Source organism: Lacinutrix algicola, from assembly GCF_001418085.1.
In the GTDB taxonomy this organism is placed as follows: domain Bacteria; phylum Bacteroidota; class Bacteroidia; order Flavobacteriales; family Flavobacteriaceae; genus Lacinutrix; species Lacinutrix algicola.
Window position 1 is genome coordinate 1 of record NZ_LIQH01000019.1, and the last position, 25,278, is coordinate 25,278.

Genomic DNA, 25,278 nt, shown 5'->3' on the forward strand with positions numbered 1-25,278 from the left:
TATTTTTTTTGTTTTGTTGAATTTATTTTTAGAACCAAATACTCCAAGGAATTTTTGCTAAAACTAAAATTAGTGCTAGTGTGTAAAATATAGCTAAAGGCTTTAGTTTGCCTGCTGAGGTTAACTTCTTTTTATGTTTAGAATAACCAATAGTAATAAATGCTACTGCAAGAATCATTGCTAAAGGATGCTCAATAGCGTTAGATCTTAATGCTGAATTTCCCATAACTTCTCCTACAGATAGCTCTCCAAAATAATCTTGCGAGAACCATAATACAATACCTATAAGTAATTGAATATGCGATACTATAAGTGTAAATAGTGCAATTCTAAAATCTTTAGGTTCGTATTCTTTCTTTCCAAAGTGTTTAACTAGAGCATTTACTGTGGCAATTATCATCATTAAAAAAACAAGATAAGCCCAGTATGAGTGCAACATTTTAATCATAGTAAGTATTTTAATTAGTTATAAAACAAATGTAGTAATAATTAAGGCATAAAAAAACCGCTTCGTTAAGAAGCGGCTTTCGTTTTTTATCTAAACTAAATTTAGAAATTAAAACGGATACTTGTATTCCAAGTTCTTCCGTAACCAAATCTACCTGTGTTAGATTTGTTTATTCCTTTGTAGTTTTCTGATTCAATTGATGAAGCAGCAGTAGTTCCATTTACAGACTCTAAATAAACTTCGTCAAAAACGTTACTTACGTTTAATCTAAACTGTACTGAGTTTGTTTTATTCTCACCAACTAACATTTTGTAAGATAATCCTGTATCAACTGTATCGTAAGAAGGCATAGATAATGGTGCAGCTCCTAATGAACCTGTAGAGAATGCATCGTTATACCAATTCCATCCACCATCAATACTAAATCTTGGTAAAAATTCGTAGCTACCATTAATACCAGCAGTTACTTGTGCAGCACCACCAACATTGAAACCATCAATAACAATCTCTTCATCAGCACCTACTTGACTTCCGTCGTTATCAAATGTTCTTTGTGTTGCATTGTCTTTAAACTGCCATTCACCTAAAGATATAAATCCGTTAAGTTTTACGTTATCTAAAGGACGTGTATTAACTTCTAATTCCACACCATAATGAACTTGCTTCACACCTAATGTTTGGAAACTTAAGAAATCATCACCAGTTTCTCCGTTACTATTATATTTAGTTACGTTATCCCAAGTAGTATGGTATACGTTTAAGTTTGCAGAGATTTTTCTACCACCATTAAATTGGTAACCAGCTTCAAAACCTGTAATTTTTTCATTTTCAGATTCAGGATCTAATAATGTGTTTCCTCCTCTGTTATCTTGAAATAAAGTATCATGGAAAGGTTGACGAGAATAGTAACCAGCGTTAACAAATACTTTATGTGTTTCGTTTAACTCATAAGCAGCACCTGCTTTTAAGTTATATCCAAGATTATTTACTTTATCAGATTCTTCAGATACTCCTTCAAATTCTGTATTTAAGAATTCTGTTCTTACGTGAGATTGGTTTGAAATTGCTCCTTGAAAAAATGCAGATAACTGATCTTTAGAATATTCTAATTGACCAAATACACCAGCATAGTTAATTTGCTCTTCGTAATCATAACCAAAACGTTGTGAATGATCGTTGTTTGGGTTAAAGAATACATCCCATGGGCTTACTCCTCCAAAAGAATCTGTTAATTCGTAAGATCCTGAATAACCAGAAGTATTACTTACAGAATCTACAGTAATAAATTCTCTTACATCTCTAAAGTGAAAACCATTGTATAAACGTACATCTGCACCAACATTAAAGTTTAAAGTTTCAGATAATTGACTGTTATAATTAGTTACTAAACCGAACCAATCGTGGTTGTTGTTAGATCCTCTTGCATAGGTTACTTGATCTCCAGAAGTTCTTGCCTGTGCAAAACTACCACGACCCATTGAACCGTAAAGCACAGTAGATAATTCAGATTTATCATTAATTGTCCAATCCCAGCTAATATTAGCTACTGGTTTGTGATAAATATTTCTTCCTCCTGGATATTCACCTCCATTTAATGTGTTAGTACTGTTTACTCCACTAAAATTCCAAGAGTTATATTTTCTTCCATTTTCTATAAATGATCCTATAGATCCACTTCCTGCTGCTGCATGAGATTGTGGAGCTCCTGTTAATAAGAAGTTTAATGAATGGCTTTCATTTGGTTGGTAACCAACAGAAAAGAAATACGTTTGTCCTTCACCATCTGTATTGTTAACATAACCATCGCCTTGCCAGTGACCTAATAATCCAGAGAAAGACCATCCTTTTTCATTTACTCCTGTAGAGTAGTATGCTGTAGTCTTAGTGTAATTATCATTACCTATCATTTGTTGTACAAAACCACCTTCTTTTCTATCGATAGTTTTAGTAACAATATTTACTGTACCACCAACTGAAGAAATCGCTAATTTTGAAGCTCCTAAACCACGTTGTACTTGAATTGCATTAGCAACATCCATTACACCAGACCAGTTAGACCAGTACATTTTACCATCTTCCATACCGTTAATTGGCTGTCCGTTTAATAAGAACGCTGTGTTTGTTTGGTCGAAACCACGAATAAACATTTGGCCATCACCAAAACCACCAGATTTAAGGTTTTGTATAGAAGGAGTAGATTTTAATACTTCTGGTAAATCCCAGTTTCCAGCTTTTTGTTGAATTTCTGAAGCTTTAATAGTACTAACAGCAACAGGTGTTTTTCTGTCTTCAGCTAAATCAATAACTCCAGAACCAATAATTACTACCTCGTCTAAAGAAGTATCAGAAGCTAATTGTTTTGTTCCAATGTTTGTGTTACCATTAAAAGCTACAGTAATTGCGTTGTAACCAACAAATGTAATAACAATCTCACCAGATTTAGACTGTGTTTTTAGAGTGAAATTTCCGTCAAAGTCTGTTGTTGTACCATTATTAGTACCTTTTTCTAAAATATTCGCTCCAGGTAAAGGACCGTTAATTTCGGCATCAAATACATTACCTGTAATAGTACTTTGAGCCATAGTGATTGCAGAACTTAGTAGAGCTACTGCAAAAAACAACATTTTAATTGTGTGTTTCATTTTGTGGAATTAAAGTTTATTTTTTTAATTTTCGGCAAAAATACGCATAATAAATGCTTTGGCATTAACTTAATGTTAACAAATTTTAAGAATGTTAATATTTGTGTAAATACCTGATTTTTAGATGTTAAAAAAACAAACACCTTACTTGAATTTTTAATAGATATTATCTAAATTTTTTGAAGAATTCTAAAATATTTCGAGTAGAAGCATCATGATTCTTAAAATTACCAGATTGAATATCTTCTAGAATTGTACTCGCTAATTGCTTCCCAAGTTCTACACCAAATTGGTCGTAACTATAAATATTCCAGATAATCCCTTGTACAAATATCTTGTGTTCGTACATTGCTATTAGTTTTCCTAAGCTTTCAGGAGTTAATTTCTTAATGAAGATCGAATTAGTAGGTTTGTTACCTTCAAAAACTTTAAAAGGTAATAATTCCTTTATTTCAGCATCTGATAAGTTTTGTGTTTTTAATTCTTTTAAGACTTCTACTTCTGTTTTACCGTTTAATAGTGCTTCAGTTTGAGCTATATAATTAGAAATTAGCTTGTCTTGGTGGTCTTGATTACTGTGAAGACTTTTAGCAAAACCAATAAAATCTGCTGGAATTAATTTAGTGCCTTGATGAATAAGCTGAAAAAAGGCGTGTTGAGAGTTTGTGCCTGGTTCTCCCCAAATTAGAGTTCCAGTTTGGTAATTTACTTTATTTCCATTTCTGTCAATAGATTTACCATTACTTTCCATGACACCTTGTTGTAAGTAGGTGGCAAATTGATTTAGATATTGCGAGTAAGCTATTACAGCTTCGCTTTCGGCTCCAAAAAAGTTGTTGTACCAAACGCTTATTAAAGCTAGAACTACTGGAATATTATTATCAAACTCTTCATTTTTAAAATGAAGGTCCATAGCGTTTGCTCCTTTTAACAGTTTGTTGAAATTATCGAAGCCAACAGCAAGACTTATTGTTAAGCCAACAGCACTCCATAGAGAAAAACGTCCACCAACCCAATTCCACATTGGGAAAATATTGTTTTCGTTTATGCCAAAAGCTTTTACTTTTTGTGTGTTTGTTGAAACTGCTACAAAGTGTTTTGCAACATCTTCTTGTTTAGCATGTTTAAGAAACCATTTACGAATTGTAGTAGCATTAGTTAAGGTTTCTTGTGTTGTAAATGTTTTTGAAACAATAACAAAAAGCGTAGTTTCAGGGTTTAATTTTTTCAATACTTCACTAACATGATCGCCATCTATGTTGCTAACAAAATGAGTATTTAAGTTGTTTTTGTAAAATTGTAAAGATTCCACTACCATTGCAGGCCCTAAATCGCTTCCTCCAATTCCAATATTTACAACATCGGTAAATATTTTATCGGTATATCCTTTTTTATATCCTTTTACGATAGCATTGGTAAAGGTTTCCATTTTAGCTTTAACAGTAAAAATTTCTGGCATAACATTTTTGCCGTCTACTAATACGGTATCGCTTTCTTTACCACGTAAAGCTGTGTGTAAAACAGCTCTATTCTCAGTTTTGTTAATAATGTCTCCTGAGTAGTAAGAGGTAATAGCTTCTTTAAGTTTAACCTCTTTCGCAAGGTCTAAAAGAAGTTTAAAAGTGTTCTCTGTGATTCGGTTTTTAGAAAAATCCACATAGAAATCTTCCCAACTCACATTAAACTTATCTGCTCTATTTTTATTTTTAGAAAATAAGTCTTTTATATCTAATTCATTAACGGTGTCAAAATGATTTTGTAACGCTTTCCACGCAGATGTTGTAGTTGGGTTAATTGTCGATAATGCCATTTTTTTTGTTTTCTATATAGTTAGTTTGTTTTCTTGAAGTTGGGTGTTTAAAGTGTCAAGTTGTTTAGTGTAATCAAGCAATTGTAATTGAGATTTTAACGGCTTGATATATTCTAAAAATTTAATTTTTAAGCTATCTGAAATTGGTTTAGCTTCGGGAAGTTTTTGTTTAAATGGATCGACTTCTCTTCCGTCTTTCCAGAATCGATAGCAAACATGTGGACCAGTAGAATTCCCTGTACTTCCTACGTAACCTATAACTTCACCTTGCTTTACAAAATCGCCAACTTTTGCTTTACGTTTTGACATGTGAAAATACTTAGTACTGTATATGCTATTATGTTTTACCTCTACATAATTACCAGCACTTCTACTATATTTAGATTTTACAACGGTTCCGTTTGCAGTAGACATAATTGGTGTCCCTTTTTTTGCAGCAAAATCGGTGCCTGTATGAGGTCTTATGCGATTACCATAAAGAGCAATACGTCGACGTAAATTATATCTAGATGAAATACGACTGAAACTTACTGGTGACTTTAAAAATGCTCGGCGAAGATTTTTTGCTTCATCACTAAAATAATCGCGAATACCTAAAACAGAATCTGTTTCAAATTCAAAAGCATAAAAAGGTTCTTTGTTATGTTCGAAATAAGCTGCTTTTACCTCTTGAATTCCAGCGTAAATAGAATCGTCTATATATTTTTCAGTATAAATAACTTTAAATTTATCGTTTTTTTGAAGTCTTGAAAAGTCTATTGTCCACGCATAAATATCACTCATTTTTAAGGCTAACATATATGGTTTACCTTCATCTTCCATAGATTGAGAAATATTAGATGTAATAACTCCTGTCGCTGTTTTTTCAACGTATTTAATGGGTTTGTAGCTTGTGTAGGCTTTTATAGAGTCTTGAAAATCTATTACTACATAACGTTCTTTTGTAGGTTGATAGATGAAGCATTTTGGTGTTTGAAGTGAATCATTATCGCATAACAATGTGTAAGGTTTCCCTGGGCGAAGGTTTCTTGCAACGTTAAAGGTGTCTTTTGAAGCTTCAACAATTTCAAATATTTTGGGATAACTAATGTTGTTGTTTTGAAGAATAGTGCCAAAAGTGTCGCCACTTTTAACTGTATCTTTTTTTACAATAAAATCTTTTAAGTTAAACCCAAATTCATAAGTTTCTTTTGGTTCTTCAATTAATGCCGTTTTTAGCATGTCGTTATTTTCGACCTCCTTCTTACAGCTTAATATAGAAATAAAGCATAAAGATGCTATTAAACATTTTTTCCCCAATCTTCTAATTCCTGTTGACTCCATAGATCTGGAAAAAAGATTCTTCTTTGATACTTTGGATGCATATATTTTACCCATTCGCTTCCTCCTGTTGCTTCTACTGCTTTACCACCAATGTTAAGATAGTGGTTTGCTGTGTTATAATGTGCCATTACCCAAGTAATATTTACCGTATAATCGTAATGACGCATTGCTTTAATTAAATCTTGATCGTCTCTAACAGCTTGTGGTAATTTTTTAAAAATTGTCCATAAGTTATGTGTGTTAGTAAACTCAGCAAATCTAATAAATTCGTCTTTGTATTTCTCTTCGAAAACTGTTAATGTATATGTTTTTTTTCCAGTTTTATAATCTTTTCCTGCAGCTTGCCAATATAAATGCTCAAAAGCATGCTCGAAAGGTGTGTTTCGGTCTATAGTTTTTCTGAAACGGTTATCGATTAGATTAATAAGTTCTGTAGAGGCAAATTCAATTTTTCTGTACTGTGCGCTTTGGAAGCCACTTGCTGGTGTTAGCGTGTGTCTAAACTTGTTGTATTGCTCAACATCCATTCCGTCTTTCATAACATTGAAAGAAGAGGTTAGCATATCGAAATAACGACTAATACGCATAAGTTTATCTTCGAAAAAAGCAGCAGAAACGTCTTCTTTTTTTGCTACTTGGTCTATTTCCCAAAGAATCATTTTGAATAATAATTCATTTACTTGGTGGTACATTAAAAATACCATTTCGTCTGGAAATACGGTACGTTGTACTTGTAGGTTTAGAAGTGCATCTGTTTGTATGTAATCCCAATAATCTATTGGCTTACTATGTAATAAACCTTCTAAATGTGTGTTTACATTTTGGTCTAGTGATTCGTATTTATCTCTAAGTTGGTCGGTTATTTTTTGATCTATATTCATTTAATTATCTACTACAATTTTAAATGGGTGTTTTAGTCCTTTAAAAGCCTCAAGGTCTGCTCTTAGAGAGCCAACCGCTAAATCGGCCTTAATACGTAAAGGTACTTTATTTTTATCTTTTGAAACCCAAAGCGATAAACTTTCTTCTTCTTTAAACACACGGCCAGCCATAACGTATGGTCTAAATTTTAAAGCTTCAATTTTTCCGAAATCTGTAGTTATAGTTTCTTCTCCTAAATATTTAAGTTTGAAACCATAATTTTCTTCATCAAAAAACATGTCTGTTTTAATTTCGTCACCAGGTTTTAATGTTGATATATTGATATTGTTTCTTAAATAATAATACATAGAAACCATGTCTTGTACATTAGGCTTTGTGGCAATGGTTTTTTTTGTATTGTGTTTTTTGTTGTGTACAAATGCGGTTTTATTATTGTGATCGAAATCTATTTCAATATTTTTTTTATGTCCGCCTTCGTCTATGTTTCTTATAAATTTGTATGGAATAATTTTTTCTACATCTATATAGCTTTCGTAACGGTCTTTAACTTTAAAAAACCATTTAATCATTCCGGTTGTCCATCCTTTTCCTACTACGTGAAAAACAGGTTTTTCATCAAGTTCTGTTTCTTTAACTGTTAATGTAGCATTTCCGGCTTTGAAGAAATTACTATAGCTCATTTTGAATTTAAACCATTCGCCATCTTTAAAGGCGCTTTCTTGAGCAGAAGTAATGTTTAAAGAAGTAATGGCGAATATTATTAGAAGTAGTTTTTTCATAGTTTTAGAGTTATTGTAATGAACTTTAATTTAAAGCACTTATTGCTTTATAAACTTAAGATTACAATTACTATTCCAAAAATATAAAACAAAAAAATACCATCTATAGAATAGATGGTATTTTTTATTTATAATTTAAAATATTGTGTTTTACAGTGTTCCTCTTTTTTCTTGCTCTCGCTCAATAGATTCGAACAATGCTTTAAAGTTTCCTGCTCCAAAACCTTGTGCTCCCATACGTTGTATTATTTCGAAGAATAACGTTGGTCTATCTTCTACTGGTTTTGTGAAAATTTGAAGCAAGTAACCTTCTTCGTCTGCATCTATCATAATTGATAGTTTTTGAAGTTCGTTAATGTCTTCTTTCATCATATCCATGTGCTCACCTAAACGGTTAGGAATATCATCGTAGTAAGCTTGTGGTGGAGGTGGTAAAAATTCTATTCCTCTAGCTTTTAATTGTGATACTGTTTTAATAATATCGTCTGTTGCAACTGCAATATGCTGCACTCCTGAACCTTCGTAAAAGTCTAAGTATTCTTCAATTTGCGATCTTTTAGCAGCTTTAGCTGGTTCGTTTATTGGGAATTTAATACGACCATTTCCATTACTCATTACTTTACTCATAAGAGCAGAGTATTCTGTGTGAATTTGTTTGTCGTCGAAAGATAAAAAGTTTACAAAGCCCATAACATCTTCGTACCATTTTACCCACTCGTTCATTTGTCCCCAACCAACATTACCAACCATATGGTCGATATATTTTAAACCTACTGGTTCTGGATTGTAATCGCTTTCCCATGCTTGAAATCCTGGCATAAATGTTCCAGTATAGTTTTTGCGTTCTACAAACATGTGTACAGTTTCTCCATAAGTATAGATTCCTGCTCTTACTACTTCTCCAAATTCGTCTTTTTCTACGGTTGGTTCCATGTAAGATTTAGCACCACGTTTTGTAGTTTCTTCGTAAGATTTCCTCGCATCATCTACCCAAAGAGCTACAACTTTTACGCCATCTCCATGCTTTACAATGTGGTTGTTGATTTCAGATTTACTGTTTAATGGTGTTGTTAAAACTAAACGGATTTTGTCTTGTTTTAATACATAACTAACAGAGTCTCTAGATCCTGTTTCTAATCCTTTATAGGCATAAGATTGAAAACCAAATGCTGTTTTGTAAAAGTGTGCTGCTTGTTTGGCATTACCAACGTAGAATTCTACGTAGTCTGTTCCTAAAAGTGGAAGGAAATCTTGTGCACCTTCAAATATTTTTTCTAAACCGTAGTTTACTGATTTTACTTCTTTTTTACTCATAATATTTATGTCTTATTCTTTCGTTTGAAAGAGAACCAGCTTAATAAGTTGGTATTGTTATATTGTTTTTACTATTACCTTACAAGTATTTTAGCCCTGATTACTTCACAAGACTCTTATTTATATGGAGTTTAGTGATTGCTTCGCAGTTGAAACGGCATCCTTTTTTTGTTTTTCTCAAAAAAGATATAATATAAAGCAGGAAATAGCTTCTAATGATCTAACCAGGATTTGTGGTAATCTTCATCCGCAATTTTCATGGCTTCTTCTGTAACCATTAAAGGCTTGAAAGTGTCTACCATGACTGCTAATTCTTCGGTTTTGGTTTTACCTATACTTTTCTCTGCTGTTCCTGGGTGTGGACCGTGTGGAATACCTGCTGGATGCAGTGAAATGTGACCTTGGTCTATATCGTTACGGCTCATGAAATCGCCATCTACGTAGTATAATACTTCGTCGCTATCTATATTACTGTGGTTGTATGGTGCTGGAATACTTTGCGGATGATAATCGTACATACGTGGTACAAAACTACAGATTACAAAGGCATCTGTTTCGAAGGTTTGGTGTACTGGTGGCGGTTGGTGAATGCGACCTGTAATGGGTTCGAAATCGTGAATTGATAATGCGTATGGGTAATTGTAACCATCGTAGCCCACAACATCGAAAGGGTGTGAGGCGTAAACCATATCGAAAATGTCACCTTGTTTTTTAACTTTCATTAAAAAATCTCCAGATTCGTTATTGGTTTCTAGTTCGTATGGTCTGCGGATGTCGCGTTCGCAAAATGGCGAATGTTCTAGTAGTTGTCCAAAATGATTTCTATAACGTTTTGGTGTGTAAATTGGTCTGCGAGATTCTACAATAAAGAGTCTGTTATCTTCGGTATCGAAGTCTATTTTATAAATTATACCTCGAGGAATTATTAAATAATCTCCATATTTAAAATCTAGATTACCAAGATGTGTTCTTAGTTTTCCAGAACCTTTGTGGATGAAAATCATTTCGTCTGCATCAGAGTTTTTATAAAAATAGTCTGTTGTAGAATGCTTTGGTGCAGATAGAATTATTGTACAATCGCTATTTGTTAAAACGGCTTTTCTGCTTTCTAAATAATCGTTTTCTGGTTTGACTTGAAAACCTCTAAAACGATAAGATTGTATGTGATTTTTCTTTGCGATTTTAGGCGCAACACTGTATTGTTTTTTAATTTTTTTTACTTGTGTTGGACGTTGTTCGTGGTAAGAGTTTGTGCTCATACCATCGAAACCTATGGTTCCAAAAAGCTGTTCGGAATATAAAGACCCATCTTCTTTTCTAAATTGTGTGTGTCTTTTATGTGGGATGTTTCCTAATTTGTGATAAAATGGCATTTTTTAAGTTTTTGAGTTAAAAATTTAAAGCCTTAAGTTAGACTTTTTACTTTATTAAATGCGGAAAAGGAAAGTACAGGTTACTCTGGATTTCTTTTAATAAGAAACTTTAAAAAGGTTAATATGTCTTGCCAAAAGTGATTCATCATTAACAAATATCGTGATTTTTTTGGAGTTATTAAAATGTAATTTTTAGAACCAAAATCCTAAATTGAAAAACCAATAAGATTCCTTAGTTTCTGGAGAGTAAGTACACTTCCCTTCTATAGGACCTAAAAAAGTTTCTATACCATAGCCTAAAGCGTAACCAGAATAATCTGGTAGTGAAAACCAATCTATATCTTCTGAGCTAAATAAGTTGTCTTCTACATTAGCAAAGTTTGCGGCTAATGTTATGTGGTGTTTGTTAATTACTTCGTAGTCTAAATTTATTGTGCCTTGAATAAAACTGTCTCCAGAAATAGACAAATAATCGTAACCATAAAAGGTTTTAAAATTATTAATAAAGTTGTTGGCATAACCACCTAAGACGAAATCTAAGTAGGCATAGTCTTTACCATTAATTTTTGCTCCAGCTCCAGTGGAAACATGAGCACTTAATTTATTGGTTAATGCGTGGGCATACCCTAAACTTGCTGTTATTGTTGAAAATTGAGTAAAGTTTTTGTTGTAATCTGATGAGTATAGGTATAGATTAAAATCACTATTAAAGTATAAACCACTATTAGGGTAGTATTTGTTGTCAAAAGAATCGAATCTTAAATTTGCGAAGGCACCTACATAATCGCTTTTCTCGAATGTTGTTTTATTTTGGTTTGCATTTGGTAAAACAGTTTCCGATGTTATTTTGTAGCTTTTATGCTGTGCTCCAAGTTTTAGTGTTAAATCGTTTTCATATTGGGTTTGTACAAAAATTTTGTTGGTAATATCTGTGACTTTCATGTCTAACTTGTTGACACCTGCGGCCGTTATGTCTTGATTAGATATTAAAGCTGCAGCAGAGACACCTTTATCGAATTCGTTATATCTAGAGCTCAACCCAACACTCCAATAGTAACCTTTATCTATATAATATTCAAAATTATATCTTACGTTATCACCTACAATTAAATCTAAGGAAGCAGCGTCACTTTTAAATAGAATTTGATTTTTTGTAATATTAGCCAGTAGAGCACTTTTATACAAACCGTCGTAATGTAGACCAAACTTTAAAAAAGTAGTCTTATTGGTTTCTTTAAGCTCTGCGTGTAGATCGTATCCATGGACATCCTCATTACTAATTGATGGTACTAGTTTGTATGTAAAACTGTCGAAATTATTTGTACCTACTAAGTTGTTAGCACCGCTAATGAAACGCGCGTAACTTATTTTTTCGTTTGGTTTAAATTTTAATTTTCCTAAGGCATAAGAAATAGTGTAATTGCTTAAGCCTTTAAATAATATTTGATTTATTTGAAGACTGTCTGGTGTTTTGAGATCAACAAAATTCGGTCTTTTTTTTGTTTGTTTCCCTACTAATTCAGTTAGCTGTTCTGCTTTTAATTTAGCTGCAATTTCTCCATTCTCAATTATTTTTGCGCCATCGTCAAACGAAACAACATTAAACTTTGTAATATCAGGTTTAATGTAAATATCCGTTTTAGGTGCTTTAATCTTCATATCACTGATGGTACGAAAATTATTTATTTGAAATAATATTGCTGGAGCAGAAGATAAGTCGTTTCTGTTAGCAAGTCCGTCTTGTACATCTACACCAATAATTATGTCCATGCCTTTTGCGCGTAGCTCATCTATAGGGTAGTTGTTTGTTACACCTCCATCTATTAGTAATTGTTCATTAATAGCTACGGGTTCAAATAAAGAAGGAAATGCGCCACTGGCTTTTACAGATTGTGCAAGATTACCTTTATCAAGTACTACTGGTTGTCCTGTTTCTATGTTTGTAGCAATGCAAAAAAATGGTATAGGAAGTTTACTAAAGTCTTCTACATTATTAACGTGTAACGTTAATTTAGATAATAAATTAAAAGTGTTTTGCCCTCTAGATAAAGCTGAAGGTAGATGCATTTTGAAATGATCGAAAGGCAATACTATAGCGTATTTTTCATTGTTTTCGCGTTCGTAAAAGGTTTTTGCATCTCTTGGAATTTCGTCATTTAATATTTTATCGAAGTCTACTTTTTTAAAAATAGAGTCTAATTGCTTGCCAGAATATCCAGAAGCATAAAGAGATCCTATAATAGCTCCCATACTTGTTCCTGCAATATAATCGATACGTACGCCTAAGCTATCTATAATTTTTAAGGCACCAATGTGGGCGAGGCCTTTTGCACCACCACCACTTAGTACCAATCCTACTTTGGGCTCTTTTGATGGTTCTTTTTGAGCAAACACGTTAGTATTTAAAAAGAATAATAGCAATATTGCGATGATAAATGATCTCATTTAATCGTTTTCAGTTTTATGATAATGACTATAAATTTTTTCTGCTCTCGAAACACCTATAATCTCTTCAAGCTCGTCTAGCTTTGCATTAGCAATTCTTTTAGCAGATTTAAAAACTTTTAGTAAATCTATAATTGTTTTTTCGCCAATTCCAGGAATGGTTTCCATTTCTGTATTTAACGCTTGTTTGCTTCGTTTATTTCTGTGATGTTCAATACCAAAACGGTGTGCTTCGTTTCTTAATTGTTGTATAATTTTTAGTGTTTCGCTTTTTTTATCTAAATATAGTGGAATTGGATCGTCTGGATAGAATAATTCTTCTAAACGTTTTGCAATTCCTATAATTGCAATCTTGTTTCTTAAGCCTAAAGCGTCTAAGCTTTTTAAAGCTGAAGATAATTGTCCCTTTCCACCATCAATAATTATTAGTTGTGGTAATGGTTCATCTTCATCAAGTAAGCGTTTATATCTTCTATAAACAACTTCTTCCATTGATGCGAAATCGTCTGGACCAACAACCGTTTTTATATTAAAATGCCTATAGTCTTTTTTACTTGGTTTTCCGTTTTTAAAAACCACGCAAGCAGCAACAGGATTGGTACCTTGTATGTTAGAATTGTCAAAACATTCTATGTGTCTTGGTTCTTCGCCTAAAAGTAAATCTTTTTTCATTTGTGCCATAATGCGTTTGACGTGGCGATCTGGATCTGTTATCTTTACTTGCTTAAAACGTTCCATTCTGTAATATTTTGCATTACGAATAGAGAGGTCTAAAATTTTCTTTTTATCTCCAAGTTGAGGTAGGCTTACTTTTATTTCATCTCCAACTTCAACAGCAAAAGGCACATAGATTTCTTTGGAGTTTGAGTTAAAACGAGCTCGAATTTCAATAATAGCAAGTTCTAGTAGTTGTTTATCTGTTTCGTCTAATTTCTTTTTAATTTCTAAGGTGTGGGAACGAATAATTGAACCATAAGATATTTGAAGAAAATTAATATAGCCATAGATTTCATCGCTTACAATCGAGAATACATCTACATTGCTAATTTTTGGATTTATTATGGTAGATTTCGCTTGGTAATTTTCTAATACTTCAACTTTCTCTTTAATCTTTTGGGCGTCTTCAAATAACATTTCTTCAGCAAATGAATGCATTTGTAGTTTGAATTGTTCTAAGGAATCTTTAAAGTTTCCTTTTAAAATAGCCCTTATAGCTTCTATGTTTTTATGGTAGTTCGCTTCCGTTTCTCTAGCTTCGCATGCGCCTTTACAATTTCCTAAATGGTATTCTAAGCAAACTTTAAATTTTCCTGAATTTACATTTTCGTGAGAAAGCTTGTAATTACAAGTTCGTAACTTATAGAGTCCTTTAATTAAACCTAGTAAGGTTTTTACCGTTTTCATACTTGTGTAAGGTCCAAAATATTCACTACCATCTTTAATTACGCGACGTGTTGGGAATACTCTTGGAAAACGTTCGTTTTTAATACAAATCCATGGGTAGGTTTTGTCGTCTTTTAATAAAACATTGTACCGTGGTTTGTGCTTTTTAATTAAGTTGTTTTCTAACAGTAAAGCATCAGTTTCGGTTTCAACAACAATATGTTTTATGTTAACTATTTTGCTAACTAAAACTCTCGTTTTTCCGTTTTCGTGAGTTTTAGTAAAATAAGAAGAGACTCTTTTTTTTAGATTTTTAGCCTTTCCAACATAAATAATAGTGCCTTCAGCATTAAAATACTGGTATACACCAGGTGAATTTGGTAGGGTTTTTAGTTGTATTTCTAACGAAGGATTATCCATTAACCCAAAGATAATACTTAAAAAATATTTTAGATAGTAATTATGATTGCAAGATTAGTTTAATCCAAGTTTTTTATTACTTTGCGGCATTAATTTAAGTTGTAAAAATGCCAAAAAAAATTATAGGCAGAATAGATAAAGTAGATTTTCCAACGCTTGATTTATTTGATATTGATATTAAAATAGACACAGGAGCTTTTACATCTTCTATGCATTGTCACCAAGTAATTGAGGAAGATAATTTACTAAAATGTTTGTTTTTTGATAAAGAGCATCCAAATTATAATAAAAAGATTATAGTTTTTAAAAACTTCTCTACAACTAAGGTAAAGAGTAGTAATGGTATGGTGCAAAAAAGATACATTGTTAAAACCTCTGTTATCCTTTTTGAAAAAAAATATAAAATTGATCTTACTTTAAGTACTCGATCTGAAATGAAATATCCTATTTTAATTGGTCGAAAATTTCTTTCTAAAAAGTTTGTTGTAGACGTTAATTTAAAAAACTTATCTTATACTAAGAAAAGTGATATCGAAATAAAATAATTCTAAATATATCAAATAACACTATTTTTGAATAGTATTAATATATCAATTTAAAACAATGAAAATAATAATTTTATCCCGAAACATTCATTTATACTCTACTAAACGTCTTATTGAAGCCGCTAAAAAACGTAAGCACGAAGTAGAAGTTATCGATCCATTAATGTGCGATATTATTATTGAGAAAAAAAATCCAAAAGTTATTTTTAAAGGAAGAACTTTAGAATGTGACGCTATTATTCCTAGAATTGGAGCATCTGTAACTTTTTATGGTACTGCTGTTGTAAGGCAGTTTGAAATGATGAAAGTCTTTTCGGCGATAGAGTCTCAAGCTTTAGTAAGGTCTCGAGATAAGTTGCGTAGTTTACAAGTGCTTTCTAGAGCTGGTTTAGGAATGCCAAAAACGGTGTTTTCTAACTATGCTAAAGATGTGCAAAGTATGATAGAATATGTAGGAGGTGCACCTTTAGTTATTAAATTATTAGAAGGAACACAAGGTTTAGGTGTTGTATTAGCAGAAACAAATAATGCTGCAGAATCTGTAATAGAAGCTTTTAATGGATTACAAGCTCGTGTTATTGTTCAAGAATTTATTAGGGAATCTAAAGGAGCAGATATTCGTGTTTTTATAGTCGATGGAGTAGTGGTTGGTGCCATGAAACGTCAAGGTAAAGAAGGAGAATTTAGATCTAATTTACATAGAGGCGGAAGCGCTAATATAATTGAACTTACAGACGAAGAAGAAAATGCGGCTTTAAAAGCGGCGAAATCTCTTGGCTTAGGTATTTGTGGTGTAGATTTACTACAATCTGCTCGTGGACCTTTAATTTTAGAAGTTAATTCTTCGCCAGGATTAGAAGGTATAGAAGCTGCTACTAAAAAAGATATTGCATCAACAATTATTCGTTATATTGAACGAAATGTTTAATTATGAATATTGATAATAAAGACGATTTAAACATACTAGGTGAAACTATTAAGCCTGGGCAAAGCGCAGAAATTAGCTTTAATGTTGCGAAATTACATACTAGAACACTAGTAGATATTCCTATTATTGTTGAACGTTCTAAAAAACCAGGACCTGTTGTTTTGTTTACAGCAGGAATTCATGGAGATGAGGTAAATGGTGTGGAGATTGTTCGTCAAATTATTTCAAAAGGCATTAACAAACCAAAAATAGGAACCATAATTTGTGTTCCGGTTTTAAATGTTTTTGGTTTTATTAATATGGAACGTGAATTTCCTGATGGTCGCGATTTAAACAGAGTGTTTCCAGGAAGTAAATCTGGTTCTCTAGCAAGCAGAGTTGCCTATTCTTTTGTTTCAGAAATTGTACCTCATGCCGATTTTATTATGGACTTCCACACTGGAGGTGCTTTGCGGTTTAATGCACCACAAATAAGAATTATTGAAGGTAATCCTGATATGGATATTGCTGCTAAAATTTTTGGAGCTCCTTTTGTTTTGTATTCTAAAAACGTAAATAAATCTTTTAGAAATACTTGTAATAAATTAAACAAGTCTATTCTTCTTTTTGAAGGAGGAAAATCTATTCATATAGATAATGATGTTACAAATACAGGTGTTAATGGAGCAAAACGTATTTTAAATTTTCACGGAATGCTTCAAAGAAAGTTTAAAGTTTCAGAGCCTAAAAAAGCTGTTGTTTTTATAAATGAAAGCCGTTGGATTCGCGCCAGTTATTCTGGAATGTTTAAAGCTTCAATAGCCATTGGTTCTAAAGTAGAAAAAGGACAGGTTATTGGTAATATTACAGATCCATATGGTAAGTTTAATCACTTTGTAAAGACTTCTAATTCTGGATATATTATTAATGTAAACGAATCTCCAATTGTTTATCAGGGTGATGCGCTTTTTCATATTTCAACCAAATTAGTCAAATAATAACAATGGTTACTAAGTTAGAATTAAGACAGAAGTATAAAAACCTTAGAAAGGAATTAACTGAAGATGCAATTGATGATTTAAGTCTTGAAATTGCAAATAAACTATTAGAATTAGAGATTTGGGACTACGAGTTCTATCATGTTTTTCTTTCTATAGCGAGTTTAAAAGAAATAAATACAGATTTTTTGCTAAGTATATTATCTGGGAAAGATAAAAATATAGTGATTTCTAAAAGTGATTTTGAAACTAGGTCTCTTCAGAATTTCCTGTTAACAGATGGAACTAAGATTAAATTAAATAAATACAATATTCCAGAGCCTGTAGATGGTATTGAAATTAATAATTCTAAAATAGAAGTTGTGTTTGTGCCACTTTTAGTTTGCGATAAAAACGGAAACAGAATAGGCTATGGAAAAGGTTTTTACGATAATTTTTTAGCAAGTTGTAATCCGGAAACTGTTAAGATTGGATTGTCTTTTTTTGAACTTGAAGACGCAGTTTTTCCTGTTTTAGAAAGTGATATTGCACTAGATTATTGCGTTACTCCACAAAATATTTATAGATTCTAAACATTGTTTTCCTTCTTAGGGAACGCTTTTTTATTAAAGAATAATAGAATGCTAAATCCAGTTGCAATTGCAACATCTGCTATATTAAAAACAGGTTCGAAAAAAATAAAATTTTCACCTCCTAAAACGGGTAGCCATGTAGGTAGATTTCCTTGCCACATTGGAAAATAAAGCATGTCAACAACATTACCGTATAGTAAGTTGTCGTAGCCACCTTCTTTTGACATAAATGAGGCGACTTGCCCAAAGCTGTCGTTAAAAAAAGCGCCATAAAAAACAGAGTCGAGAATATTACCTAAAGCTCCTGCGAAAATGAAAACTAATGCTAAAAGTAGTGTTTTAGATTGGTGTTTTTTTATAGAACTTACTAGCCAATAGCCAATACCTAAAATGGCAAAAATTCTAAATGTTGTTAAAGATAATTTTGCTGTTCTATCACTTATTAAACTTGGAGCAAAGTCGCTTAATTTGGTTCCCCAAGCCATACCATCATTCTCTACAAAGTAGATTTTAAACCAGCTAAAAATCTCTAAAGATTCATGAAGCTGAAAATGTGTTTTTATATATAGTTTACTAATTTGATCGATTAGTAAAATAATGATAATTAAAAAGGAAGCTTTCTTTAAGGACATTGCAATAGTTTGAAGCTAAAATAAGATTAATTTTTAGTTTTATAGATTTTAATATTTCCGTTAATAGAAGCTATTTTTATTTGGTTTGTTGATTGCGTTATCTTTTCGCTTTTTATTGTTCCTGTTTTAGTTTTTGCTTTAATTTTTGCATTATTAGTTTCTAAAGTAATATTACCATTATGCGTATTAATTGTTGCATTGCCTGCAAAGTTTAAGACTTTAGCATTGCCTTGATTTAATTCTAGAATCAAATTCTTGTACGTGCCGCTAATTTTAGCAGAAGCTATGGCACTTTTAATATATAGACTTAGGTTTTCTGGCACTTCAATAGCGATCTCAATAGAATGTACTTTGTGTGCATTTAATTTATCGTCTGTTTTGGTGGTTAGTTTTGGGTAGACAGATGTTATTGAAAGCACATCATTACTAATTTGGGTTAAAAGGTGAGTCCTTTTAGAATATTCGCCTTCTATTTTAGAAGTTATTTTTATAGCTTTTGTGCTAGTTGTGTTTATGTTAATTTTAAAAATAGCATCATCTTCAATAACAATAGATTTTATGGTGTTATTGTTTATTGTTATTTCTTCGGCTTTTTGTCCGTATAAAGAAATAAAAGAAAGAGAGTATAAAAGGAATACAATGTATTTCATATAAAACAATGTAATAAAAAAAACGCCAACTAAATTAGTTGGCGTTTTAAATTTATGGAGTATTTTTTTATTTTATCTCTTTAACTAAAAAGATATAAACAGGAAAGTGATCACTAAATCCGTCTGTAAAGCCGCCGTCTGCAAAACTTCTAAGAGGATAACCTTTGTAGCGTCCTTTTTTGTTACTTAAATAATTCTTGTTATAAATTCCTGCTTTGTAATATCTGTAAGAAGAAAAATCGGTTTCAATTAATGGTTTAGTCACCATTATTTGATCGAATAAACTCCAAGCGTCTCTATAGGCAGTAGTTCCTAATCCTTGTTTTTTAAACATATTAATAAAAGGATTATAGATTCCTTTAATTGCTACATTTTTTTTCTTCGCTTTTGCTTTAAGTACATCTTTAACACTTGCATTTGTAGGGTCATCGTTTAAATCTCCCATTGTAATAACCTTAGCATAAGGATCTATTACTTGTAAAGAGTCTATAATATGTTTGTTAAGTTTAGCAGCTGCCATACGTTTAGAACGACTTCTTGCTTCACCTCCACTACGAGAAGGCCAATGGCTTACTATAATATGTATAAGGTCTCCATCTAATTTACCAGAAACTAATAGTTGGTCTCTTGTGTAGACACGTTTCTTTGTGTTATCATCATAGATTTTTAACGTATGAGAACTTTTAGAAATAGGCTGAAATAAATCTTTTTGGTACATTAATCCAACATCAATACCACGTCTGTCTGGAGATTCAAAATGAACAATACCATAATCGTGAGATAGTAATAAAGGATCGTTAGCAACATCTTCAACAACATCAACATTCTCAACTTCACATATGCCAATAATAGCAGGTGCGTTTCCTGTAGTCTCAGTACCAATATCAGAAATTACACGTGCCATATTATGGACTTTCTTTTTGTAAATTTCTTCACGATCTGCTTTAATTTCCATCATCGGACTAGCCTCATCGTTTTTCTCTGTATCGTTTACAGTGTCAAATAGATTTTCAAGGTTGTAAAAAGCAACAGTGTGGATTTTATATTTCTTATCCTCTTGAGCATTAGCGCTTACAAAGGCAGAAATAAGTGCAACTGAAAGCCATAGTTTTAAATTCTTCATTAGTTATAATGTTATGTTTATGTTATGCGTGCATTCAAAATTCCTGCCAAAGGTAAATGTTTCTAATAAATAATGTAACTTTGCAAGCCTTAAATAACTATTATTTAATGTGTAAACTATTATTAACTATTATTTCTAGTATGAAAAAAAATTTACTTATTTTTTTATTTGGAATGTTTTCTGTGTTTACAGCCTTCGCTCAAGAAACGGTTGTAAAAGGTAGCGTTAAAGACGCTGTTACAGACGAACCTCTTCCAGATGTAACAATTACTGTTGAAGAAACAGGGCAAACTGAAACTACAGATGGTTTAGGTCAGTTTAAATTTAGCACAGCAGTTCCTTTTGGAGAGCAAATGCTAAAAATCACTAAACCAGGATTTCTACCAAAAAGATATCCTATTATTGTAAACGAAGGAAAAACTGTTGATATCCAAGATATGATTCTTGATGTAGATCAAGGAAGTCAGGCAGATTTGTTTACTATTACACTTTCGGACGATGAATTAAGTGATGATACTAGTGGTTCGGATAATATTTCAGGACTATTATCGTCTTCAAGAGATATTTTCCAACGTACAGCCGCTTTCGAATTTAGCTCTTCTTTCTTTAGAGTAAGAGGATTAGATTCAGATAACGGTACGGTGTTAGTAAACGGTATCAAAATGAATAAGTTTGATACAGGAAGACCACAATGGAGTAACTGGGGAGGTTTAAACGATGTAGTTCGTAATCAAGAATTTTCTCAAGGACTTTCTCCTTCAGCTTATGATTTTGGAGGTGTTTTAGGAACAACTAACATAAACACTAAAGCTTCTTCTTACAGAGAAGGTGGTCGTGTAACATACTCTTCTTCAAATAGGAGTTATACAAATCGTTTAATGGCTAGTTATTCTTCAGGTTTAATGGAAGATGGTTGGGCTTACACGCTTATGGCAGGAAGACGTTGGGGAGACGAAGGTTATCAAGATGCATCTCTTTACGATTCTAACTCGTTTTTTGCTTCAGTTGAAAAGAAAATCAACGATAAACACAGTGTAAATTTTACTTCAATTTACGCACCTAACAGAAGAGGTAAGTCTTCTGCTAATACGCAAGAAGTTTACGATTTAAAAGGTATTAAGTATAATGAGTATTGGGGAAACTTAGATGGCGAACAAAAAAATTCTCGTATTAAAGAGGTTGAAGAGCCAATTATAATGTTAAACCATACTTGGGATATTTCATCTAAAACAGCATTAAATACAAATGTTGGTTATCAGTTTGGTAAAGTTGGAAATAGTAGGTTAGATTATTCTGGCGGTGCAAATCCAAGTCCTTCGTATTACCAAAACTTACCTAGTTACTCTTTAAGAAACGATGATTTAGCAGGTGCTTATGCAAATGAACAAGAATTTTTAAACAATGGTCAGATAAATTGGAATGAAATTATAGATGCTAACTTAACTAATAATATATCCGGAACTAATGCAGCTTATGTATTGTACGAAGATAGAAACGATGATAAGCAACTAACTTTAAATACTGTTTTTAATACAGAATTAAATGAAAACATTTTATTTCACTCTGGACTTAATTATAGAAAATTAAAGTCAGAAAATTTTGCTGAAATTATCGATTTATTGGGCAGTACAACAGGAGCTTTAAATGTAGATTCTTTTGATAATTTTCAATTCGATTTATTAAATCCAAATCAAGTTGCATTTGAAGGCGATAAATTTAAGTATGATTATAATTTATATTCTAACGAAATTTCTGGTTTTGTACAAGCACAGTTTAAATATAATAAAGTTGATTTCTATTTAGCAGGTAGTATTACAAAAACAGATTATCAAAGAGAAGGTCTATCTCAAAATGAAGCAAATGTTACATTCAATGATTTAGGTGAAATAATTGCAGATAATTCTTATGGAAAAAGTGATAAAATAGATTTTACAGGATTTGGAGCTAAAGCTGGTTTTACTTATAAAATTACAGGTAAACACTTATTAGATTTTAATGGAGGTTATATTACAAAAGCACCTTCTTTAAGAAACACTTTTACTAACTCTAGAGCAAATAACGATTATGTTGGTGTTGTAAATGGAGTAAGTATTACTGGAGAAGAAATTACAGAAGAAAAAACAATGTCCATAGATGGAAGTTATATTTTTAGATCTCCTATTGTAAAAGCTAAACTTACAGGTTTTTATACTAAGATAGAGGATGCAAATGAAACTTCTTTTTATTATGCAGATGGTATAGGTGGTTTTGTAAGCCCAGATGGTTTTGTAGAAACTAATGCTCTAGTATCTGAAGTATTACAAGGAGTTGATAAAAAGCATTTTGGTTTCGAATTAGGTATAGAAGCTCAAGTAACACCTACAATTAAAGTAAAAGGAGCAGCATCAGTTGGTCAATATACTTATGATAATAATCCAAATTTATACGTGTCTTCAGACAGTCAAGTATCAAATTTTGGAGAAGCTAACCTAAAAGATTTTAGAATTGCAGGTGGACCGCAACGTGCAGCATCTATTGGTTTCGAATATCGTGATCCAGATTACTGGTGGTTTGGTGCTACAGCAAACTTCTTCTCTAATGCTTATGTAGATGTTAGCCCAATAAATAGAACATCTAATTTTTACCTAGATCCATCTGATGGTCTACCATTTAATGATTATGATGAAGCTATAGCGGAAGAGTTATTAAAACAAGAAGAGTTTGATGAGTACATGGTTGTAAACCTTGTAGGTGGTAAATCTTGGAAAATAGGCGATAAATATATTGGCTTTTTTGCAAGTGTAGGTAACCTATTAGATGAAGTATATAAAACTGGCGGTTTCGAGCAAGGTAGAAATGCAAACTATCAAGAATTAAGAGACGATGTAAGTCTTGAGAAAAGAGTTTTTGGAGCTAAATATTGGTATGGTAGAGGCGCAAATTACTTTGTAAATGTGTATCTTAGATTTTAAAAAGAAAAAGAAAAATTAATTATTATTAATATTACAATTATGAAAACGAATAAATTAATAACATTAGCATTAAGTTTTATGGCTTTAATAGCTGTAACATCTTGTGTAGAAGATGACGATTATTCAGTACCTCAATCTCAAGGAAATGAAGAGAACTCCTCATTAAATACTTTATTAAGTCAAATTGAAGCAGGAGAAGTTCAATTAGTATCTATGGCAGATGTTAAAGCAATGTATCACGAAGATGGTACAGAATCACAACCATTTGAAGTAGATACAGAAATTGCAGTAAAAGGTTATGTAAGTTCTTCTGATGCTACTGGAAACTTCTTTAAAGAGTTTTTTATTCAAGATGCACCAGAAAACCCAACAGTAGGATTACAAATTATTACAAGTACATCAGATACTTATAATAAATTTAATAAAGGTCGCGAGGTTTATATTAAATTAACAGACTTATTTATTGGAGAAACAAGAGTTGGAAATGGAGTAACTACAATAGGTGGTGGAAGTGAGTCTGACCAATATGGTGGAACAGTAACTGCTGTAACTAGTAATCAAGAAAATGCTAGAATATTTCGTTCATCTAATACAGAAGCAATAGTGCCTTTAAACATCTCTTTCTCTGATGCAGGTAATGATCTTGTTGGTGTTTTTGTACAGTTTGATGGCGTGGAATTTGCTGATGATTTAGCAGGTGAACGTTATTTTGATCCTTTACAAGATTATGATACAGCACGTATAATGCAGGCTTGCAATGGTTTTGATTATTCAGAATTTGTTTTAGAAACGAGTGGTTTTTCTTCATTTAAAAATGAACCGTTACCAACTTTAAATGGATCTATTGCTGGTGTAATTGCAAAAACCTATGATGGAAGTAATCTAGTTTTAGCTTTAAACTCTTTAGATGACGTAATGTTTAGTAATACACGTTGTTCAGTTTTAGATATTGCAGATTTTACAGTGTCATACGAAGAAGATTTTGAAAGCTTTGGTGGATTAACAACTGAAGGTTGGACAAATGAAAACATAAGTGGAACAAGTACAGATTGGTTTATTAGTGGTTTTGATAATAATGACTATGCTAGAATTTCTGCATATGATTCAAACAATTCAGAAGCTGATGTTTGGTTAGTTACTCCAGCAATCACTTTAGCTGCTGGTTCAGATAGTATATTAACATTCGATCTTGAGGTGGCTTATTCAAACGGTATTATATTATCGGCTTATATTTCTGAAGACTTTACTGGAGACCCAGAAACGGCAACATGGCAACCATTAAATGCAGCAATTCCTTATGGACCAACTAGCAGTTTTGGTGGTTTACAAGCAGTAAGTGCAGTTAATCTTTCTGCATATAGTGGAGATGTAAATATTGGATTCTTTTATGAAGGTTCAGACCCAAGTGCAACTACAAGATATCATATAGATAATTTAAAGATATTAAATAACTAAAAATATCTTTTTAACTTATATAAGACCTGATAGTTAATTCTGTCAGGTTTTTTACTTTTACCCTATGACAGTTTTCGATAAAATATTTTATTTCATATTCTCTCGTTATAAGCAGACTTATAAGCAAAAGGCAAATACTATTGCATTGTTTTACATATCTACATTGCAAATAACAATAGCGTTTCTATTAGGTTGTTTTTTTGCAGCCTTTTTAAATAAACTACATGTAGATACTATGTCTAGCGAAAAAGCTTGGACTCTATTTATTATGTTATCTATTGGTATTCATTTTAAAAACTGGATTAGCTATAATGGCAATACCAGAAAAGTTATGAATGCAAAGTTTAATAAAAAGAAATCGCGTAAGTTTAATATGCCTATGCTTATAGTGCTTCCTTTTATTTGTATTGGAATGGGATTAATTCTTCTTCAAGCAGCATAAAAAAACTTTATTACTATTACAAAAAAGGCCCACTCATTGAGTGGGTCTTTTTTTGTTTATATATCCAAGCTTACCAATAATCGAGTCAAAAAACATACAATTAAATGGCTTATACATAGGAAGTTGTTTCTGTAATATTTTTTTTATAAAAGAATTTGAAGCGATTTTCTTTAAAATTAATTGG

Annotated in this window: 20 protein-coding genes; 7 read left to right on the top strand and 13 right to left on the bottom strand. The window is 31.9% G+C overall.

The features are described 5' to 3' along the window. Positions 1-28: 28 nt before the first annotated feature. The 10 genes from ASC41_RS00485 to uvrC form a co-directional block, all read right to left on the bottom strand. Entirely contained in the window at positions 29-448 is a 420-nt protein-coding gene (locus tag ASC41_RS00485; RefSeq protein WP_055434683.1) for a hypothetical protein, read from the bottom strand. A gap of 101 nt (positions 449-549) precedes the next feature. Continuing rightward, positions 550-3,090, bottom strand: a complete 2,541-nt coding sequence (locus ASC41_RS00490; RefSeq protein WP_055434684.1) for a TonB-dependent receptor — start codon at positions 3,088-3,090, stop codon at positions 550-552. 166 nt (positions 3,091-3,256) lie between these two features. Continuing rightward, the gene (pgi, locus tag ASC41_RS00495) at positions 3,257-4,900 is read right to left on the bottom strand and encodes a glucose-6-phosphate isomerase (RefSeq protein ID WP_055434685.1); all 1,644 of its coding nucleotides are present in this window, start codon (positions 4,898-4,900) and stop codon (positions 3,257-3,259) included. A 12-nt stretch (positions 4,901-4,912) separates the two neighbouring features. Next, a complete protein-coding gene (locus tag ASC41_RS00500; RefSeq protein WP_055434686.1) occupies positions 4,913-6,223 on the bottom strand; it encodes a M23 family metallopeptidase in 1,311 nt (436 codons plus the stop codon). Further along, positions 6,181-7,104 (bottom strand): tryptophan 2,3-dioxygenase family protein, encoded by a 924-nt coding sequence (locus tag ASC41_RS00505; protein WP_055434687.1) that lies wholly within the window; start codon positions 7,102-7,104, stop codon positions 6,181-6,183. Before ASC41_RS00505 ends, ASC41_RS00500 begins: the two co-directional genes overlap by 43 nt. Beyond that, a complete protein-coding gene (locus ASC41_RS00510) occupies positions 7,105-7,884 on the bottom strand; it encodes a DUF3108 domain-containing protein (protein WP_055434688.1) in 780 nt (259 codons plus the stop codon). It lies immediately after the preceding gene. 150 nt (positions 7,885-8,034) lie between these two features. Further along, the gene (gene hppD / locus ASC41_RS00515) at positions 8,035-9,198 is read right to left on the bottom strand and encodes a 4-hydroxyphenylpyruvate dioxygenase (RefSeq protein WP_055434689.1); all 1,164 of its coding nucleotides are present in this window, start codon (positions 9,196-9,198) and stop codon (positions 8,035-8,037) included. Positions 9,199-9,410: 212 nt separating this feature from the next. Then, positions 9,411-10,571 carry a homogentisate 1,2-dioxygenase gene (locus ASC41_RS00520; RefSeq protein WP_055434690.1) on the bottom strand — a complete coding sequence of 387 codons (1,161 nt, stop codon included), beginning with the start codon at positions 10,569-10,571 and terminating at the stop codon, positions 9,411-9,413. Between the two features lie 192 nt (positions 10,572-10,763). Continuing rightward, positions 10,764-13,016 (bottom strand): patatin-like phospholipase family protein, encoded by a 2,253-nt coding sequence (locus tag ASC41_RS00525; protein ID WP_055434691.1) that lies wholly within the window; start codon positions 13,014-13,016, stop codon positions 10,764-10,766. After that, positions 13,017-14,819 (bottom strand): excinuclease ABC subunit UvrC, encoded by a 1,803-nt coding sequence (gene uvrC, locus ASC41_RS00530; RefSeq protein WP_055434692.1) that lies wholly within the window; start codon positions 14,817-14,819, stop codon positions 13,017-13,019. Between the two features lie 107 nt (positions 14,820-14,926). Between uvrC and ASC41_RS00535 the strand changes: the two genes are divergently transcribed. The 4 genes from ASC41_RS00535 to ASC41_RS00550 are packed head-to-tail and all read left to right on the top strand — an operon-like array spanning position 14,927 to position 17,841. Beyond that, a complete protein-coding gene (locus ASC41_RS00535; protein ID WP_055434693.1) occupies positions 14,927-15,364 on the top strand; it encodes an ATP-dependent zinc protease family protein in 438 nt (145 codons plus the stop codon). A gap of 58 nt (positions 15,365-15,422) precedes the next feature. Continuing rightward, entirely contained in the window at positions 15,423-16,292 is an 870-nt protein-coding gene (rimK, locus tag ASC41_RS00540) for a 30S ribosomal protein S6--L-glutamate ligase (protein WP_055434694.1), read from the top strand. 2 nt (positions 16,293-16,294) lie between these two features. Further along, complete coding sequence (locus tag ASC41_RS00545; RefSeq protein WP_055434695.1) at positions 16,295-17,269, top strand: succinylglutamate desuccinylase/aspartoacylase family protein; 975 nt, start codon at positions 16,295-16,297, stop codon at positions 17,267-17,269. A 5-nt stretch (positions 17,270-17,274) separates the two neighbouring features. Beyond that, positions 17,275-17,841 carry a 5-formyltetrahydrofolate cyclo-ligase gene (locus ASC41_RS00550; protein ID WP_055434696.1) on the top strand — a complete coding sequence of 189 codons (567 nt, stop codon included), beginning with the start codon at positions 17,275-17,277 and terminating at the stop codon, positions 17,839-17,841. On the opposite strand, the gene ASC41_RS00555 is transcribed toward ASC41_RS00550, so the two are convergent. From ASC41_RS00555 to ASC41_RS00565, 3 genes are all read right to left on the bottom strand, one after another. Beyond that, positions 17,838-18,473, bottom strand: coding sequence for a lipoprotein signal peptidase (locus ASC41_RS00555; protein ID WP_055434697.1), 636 nt, complete (start codon positions 18,471-18,473; stop codon positions 17,838-17,840). The genes ASC41_RS00550 and ASC41_RS00555 overlap by 4 nt on opposite strands. A 26-nt stretch (positions 18,474-18,499) precedes the next feature. Continuing rightward, positions 18,500-19,123, bottom strand: a complete 624-nt coding sequence (locus tag ASC41_RS00560; protein ID WP_055434698.1) for a DUF4097 family beta strand repeat-containing protein — start codon at positions 19,121-19,123, stop codon at positions 18,500-18,502. Between the two features lie 67 nt (positions 19,124-19,190). After that, entirely contained in the window at positions 19,191-20,246 is a 1,056-nt protein-coding gene (locus tag ASC41_RS00565) for an endonuclease/exonuclease/phosphatase family protein (RefSeq protein WP_055434699.1), read from the bottom strand. Between the two features lie 140 nt (positions 20,247-20,386). Here ASC41_RS00565 and ASC41_RS00570 point away from each other — a divergent pair, with 140 nt between their 5' ends. The 3 genes from ASC41_RS00570 (at position 20,387) to ASC41_RS00580 (ending at position 25,094) form a co-directional block, all read left to right on the top strand. Continuing rightward, positions 20,387-23,197, top strand: a complete 2,811-nt coding sequence (locus ASC41_RS00570) for a carboxypeptidase regulatory-like domain-containing protein (RefSeq protein ID WP_055434711.1) — start codon at positions 20,387-20,389, stop codon at positions 23,195-23,197. A 39-nt stretch (positions 23,198-23,236) separates the two neighbouring features. Then, on the top strand, positions 23,237-24,652 hold the full coding sequence (locus tag ASC41_RS00575; RefSeq protein ID WP_055434700.1) for a DUF5689 domain-containing protein: 1,416 nt from the start codon (positions 23,237-23,239) through the stop codon (positions 24,650-24,652). Between the two features lie 64 nt (positions 24,653-24,716). Next, positions 24,717-25,094, top strand: coding sequence for a hypothetical protein (locus tag ASC41_RS00580; RefSeq protein WP_055434701.1), 378 nt, complete (start codon positions 24,717-24,719; stop codon positions 25,092-25,094). Positions 25,095-25,278 lie beyond the last annotated feature (184 nt).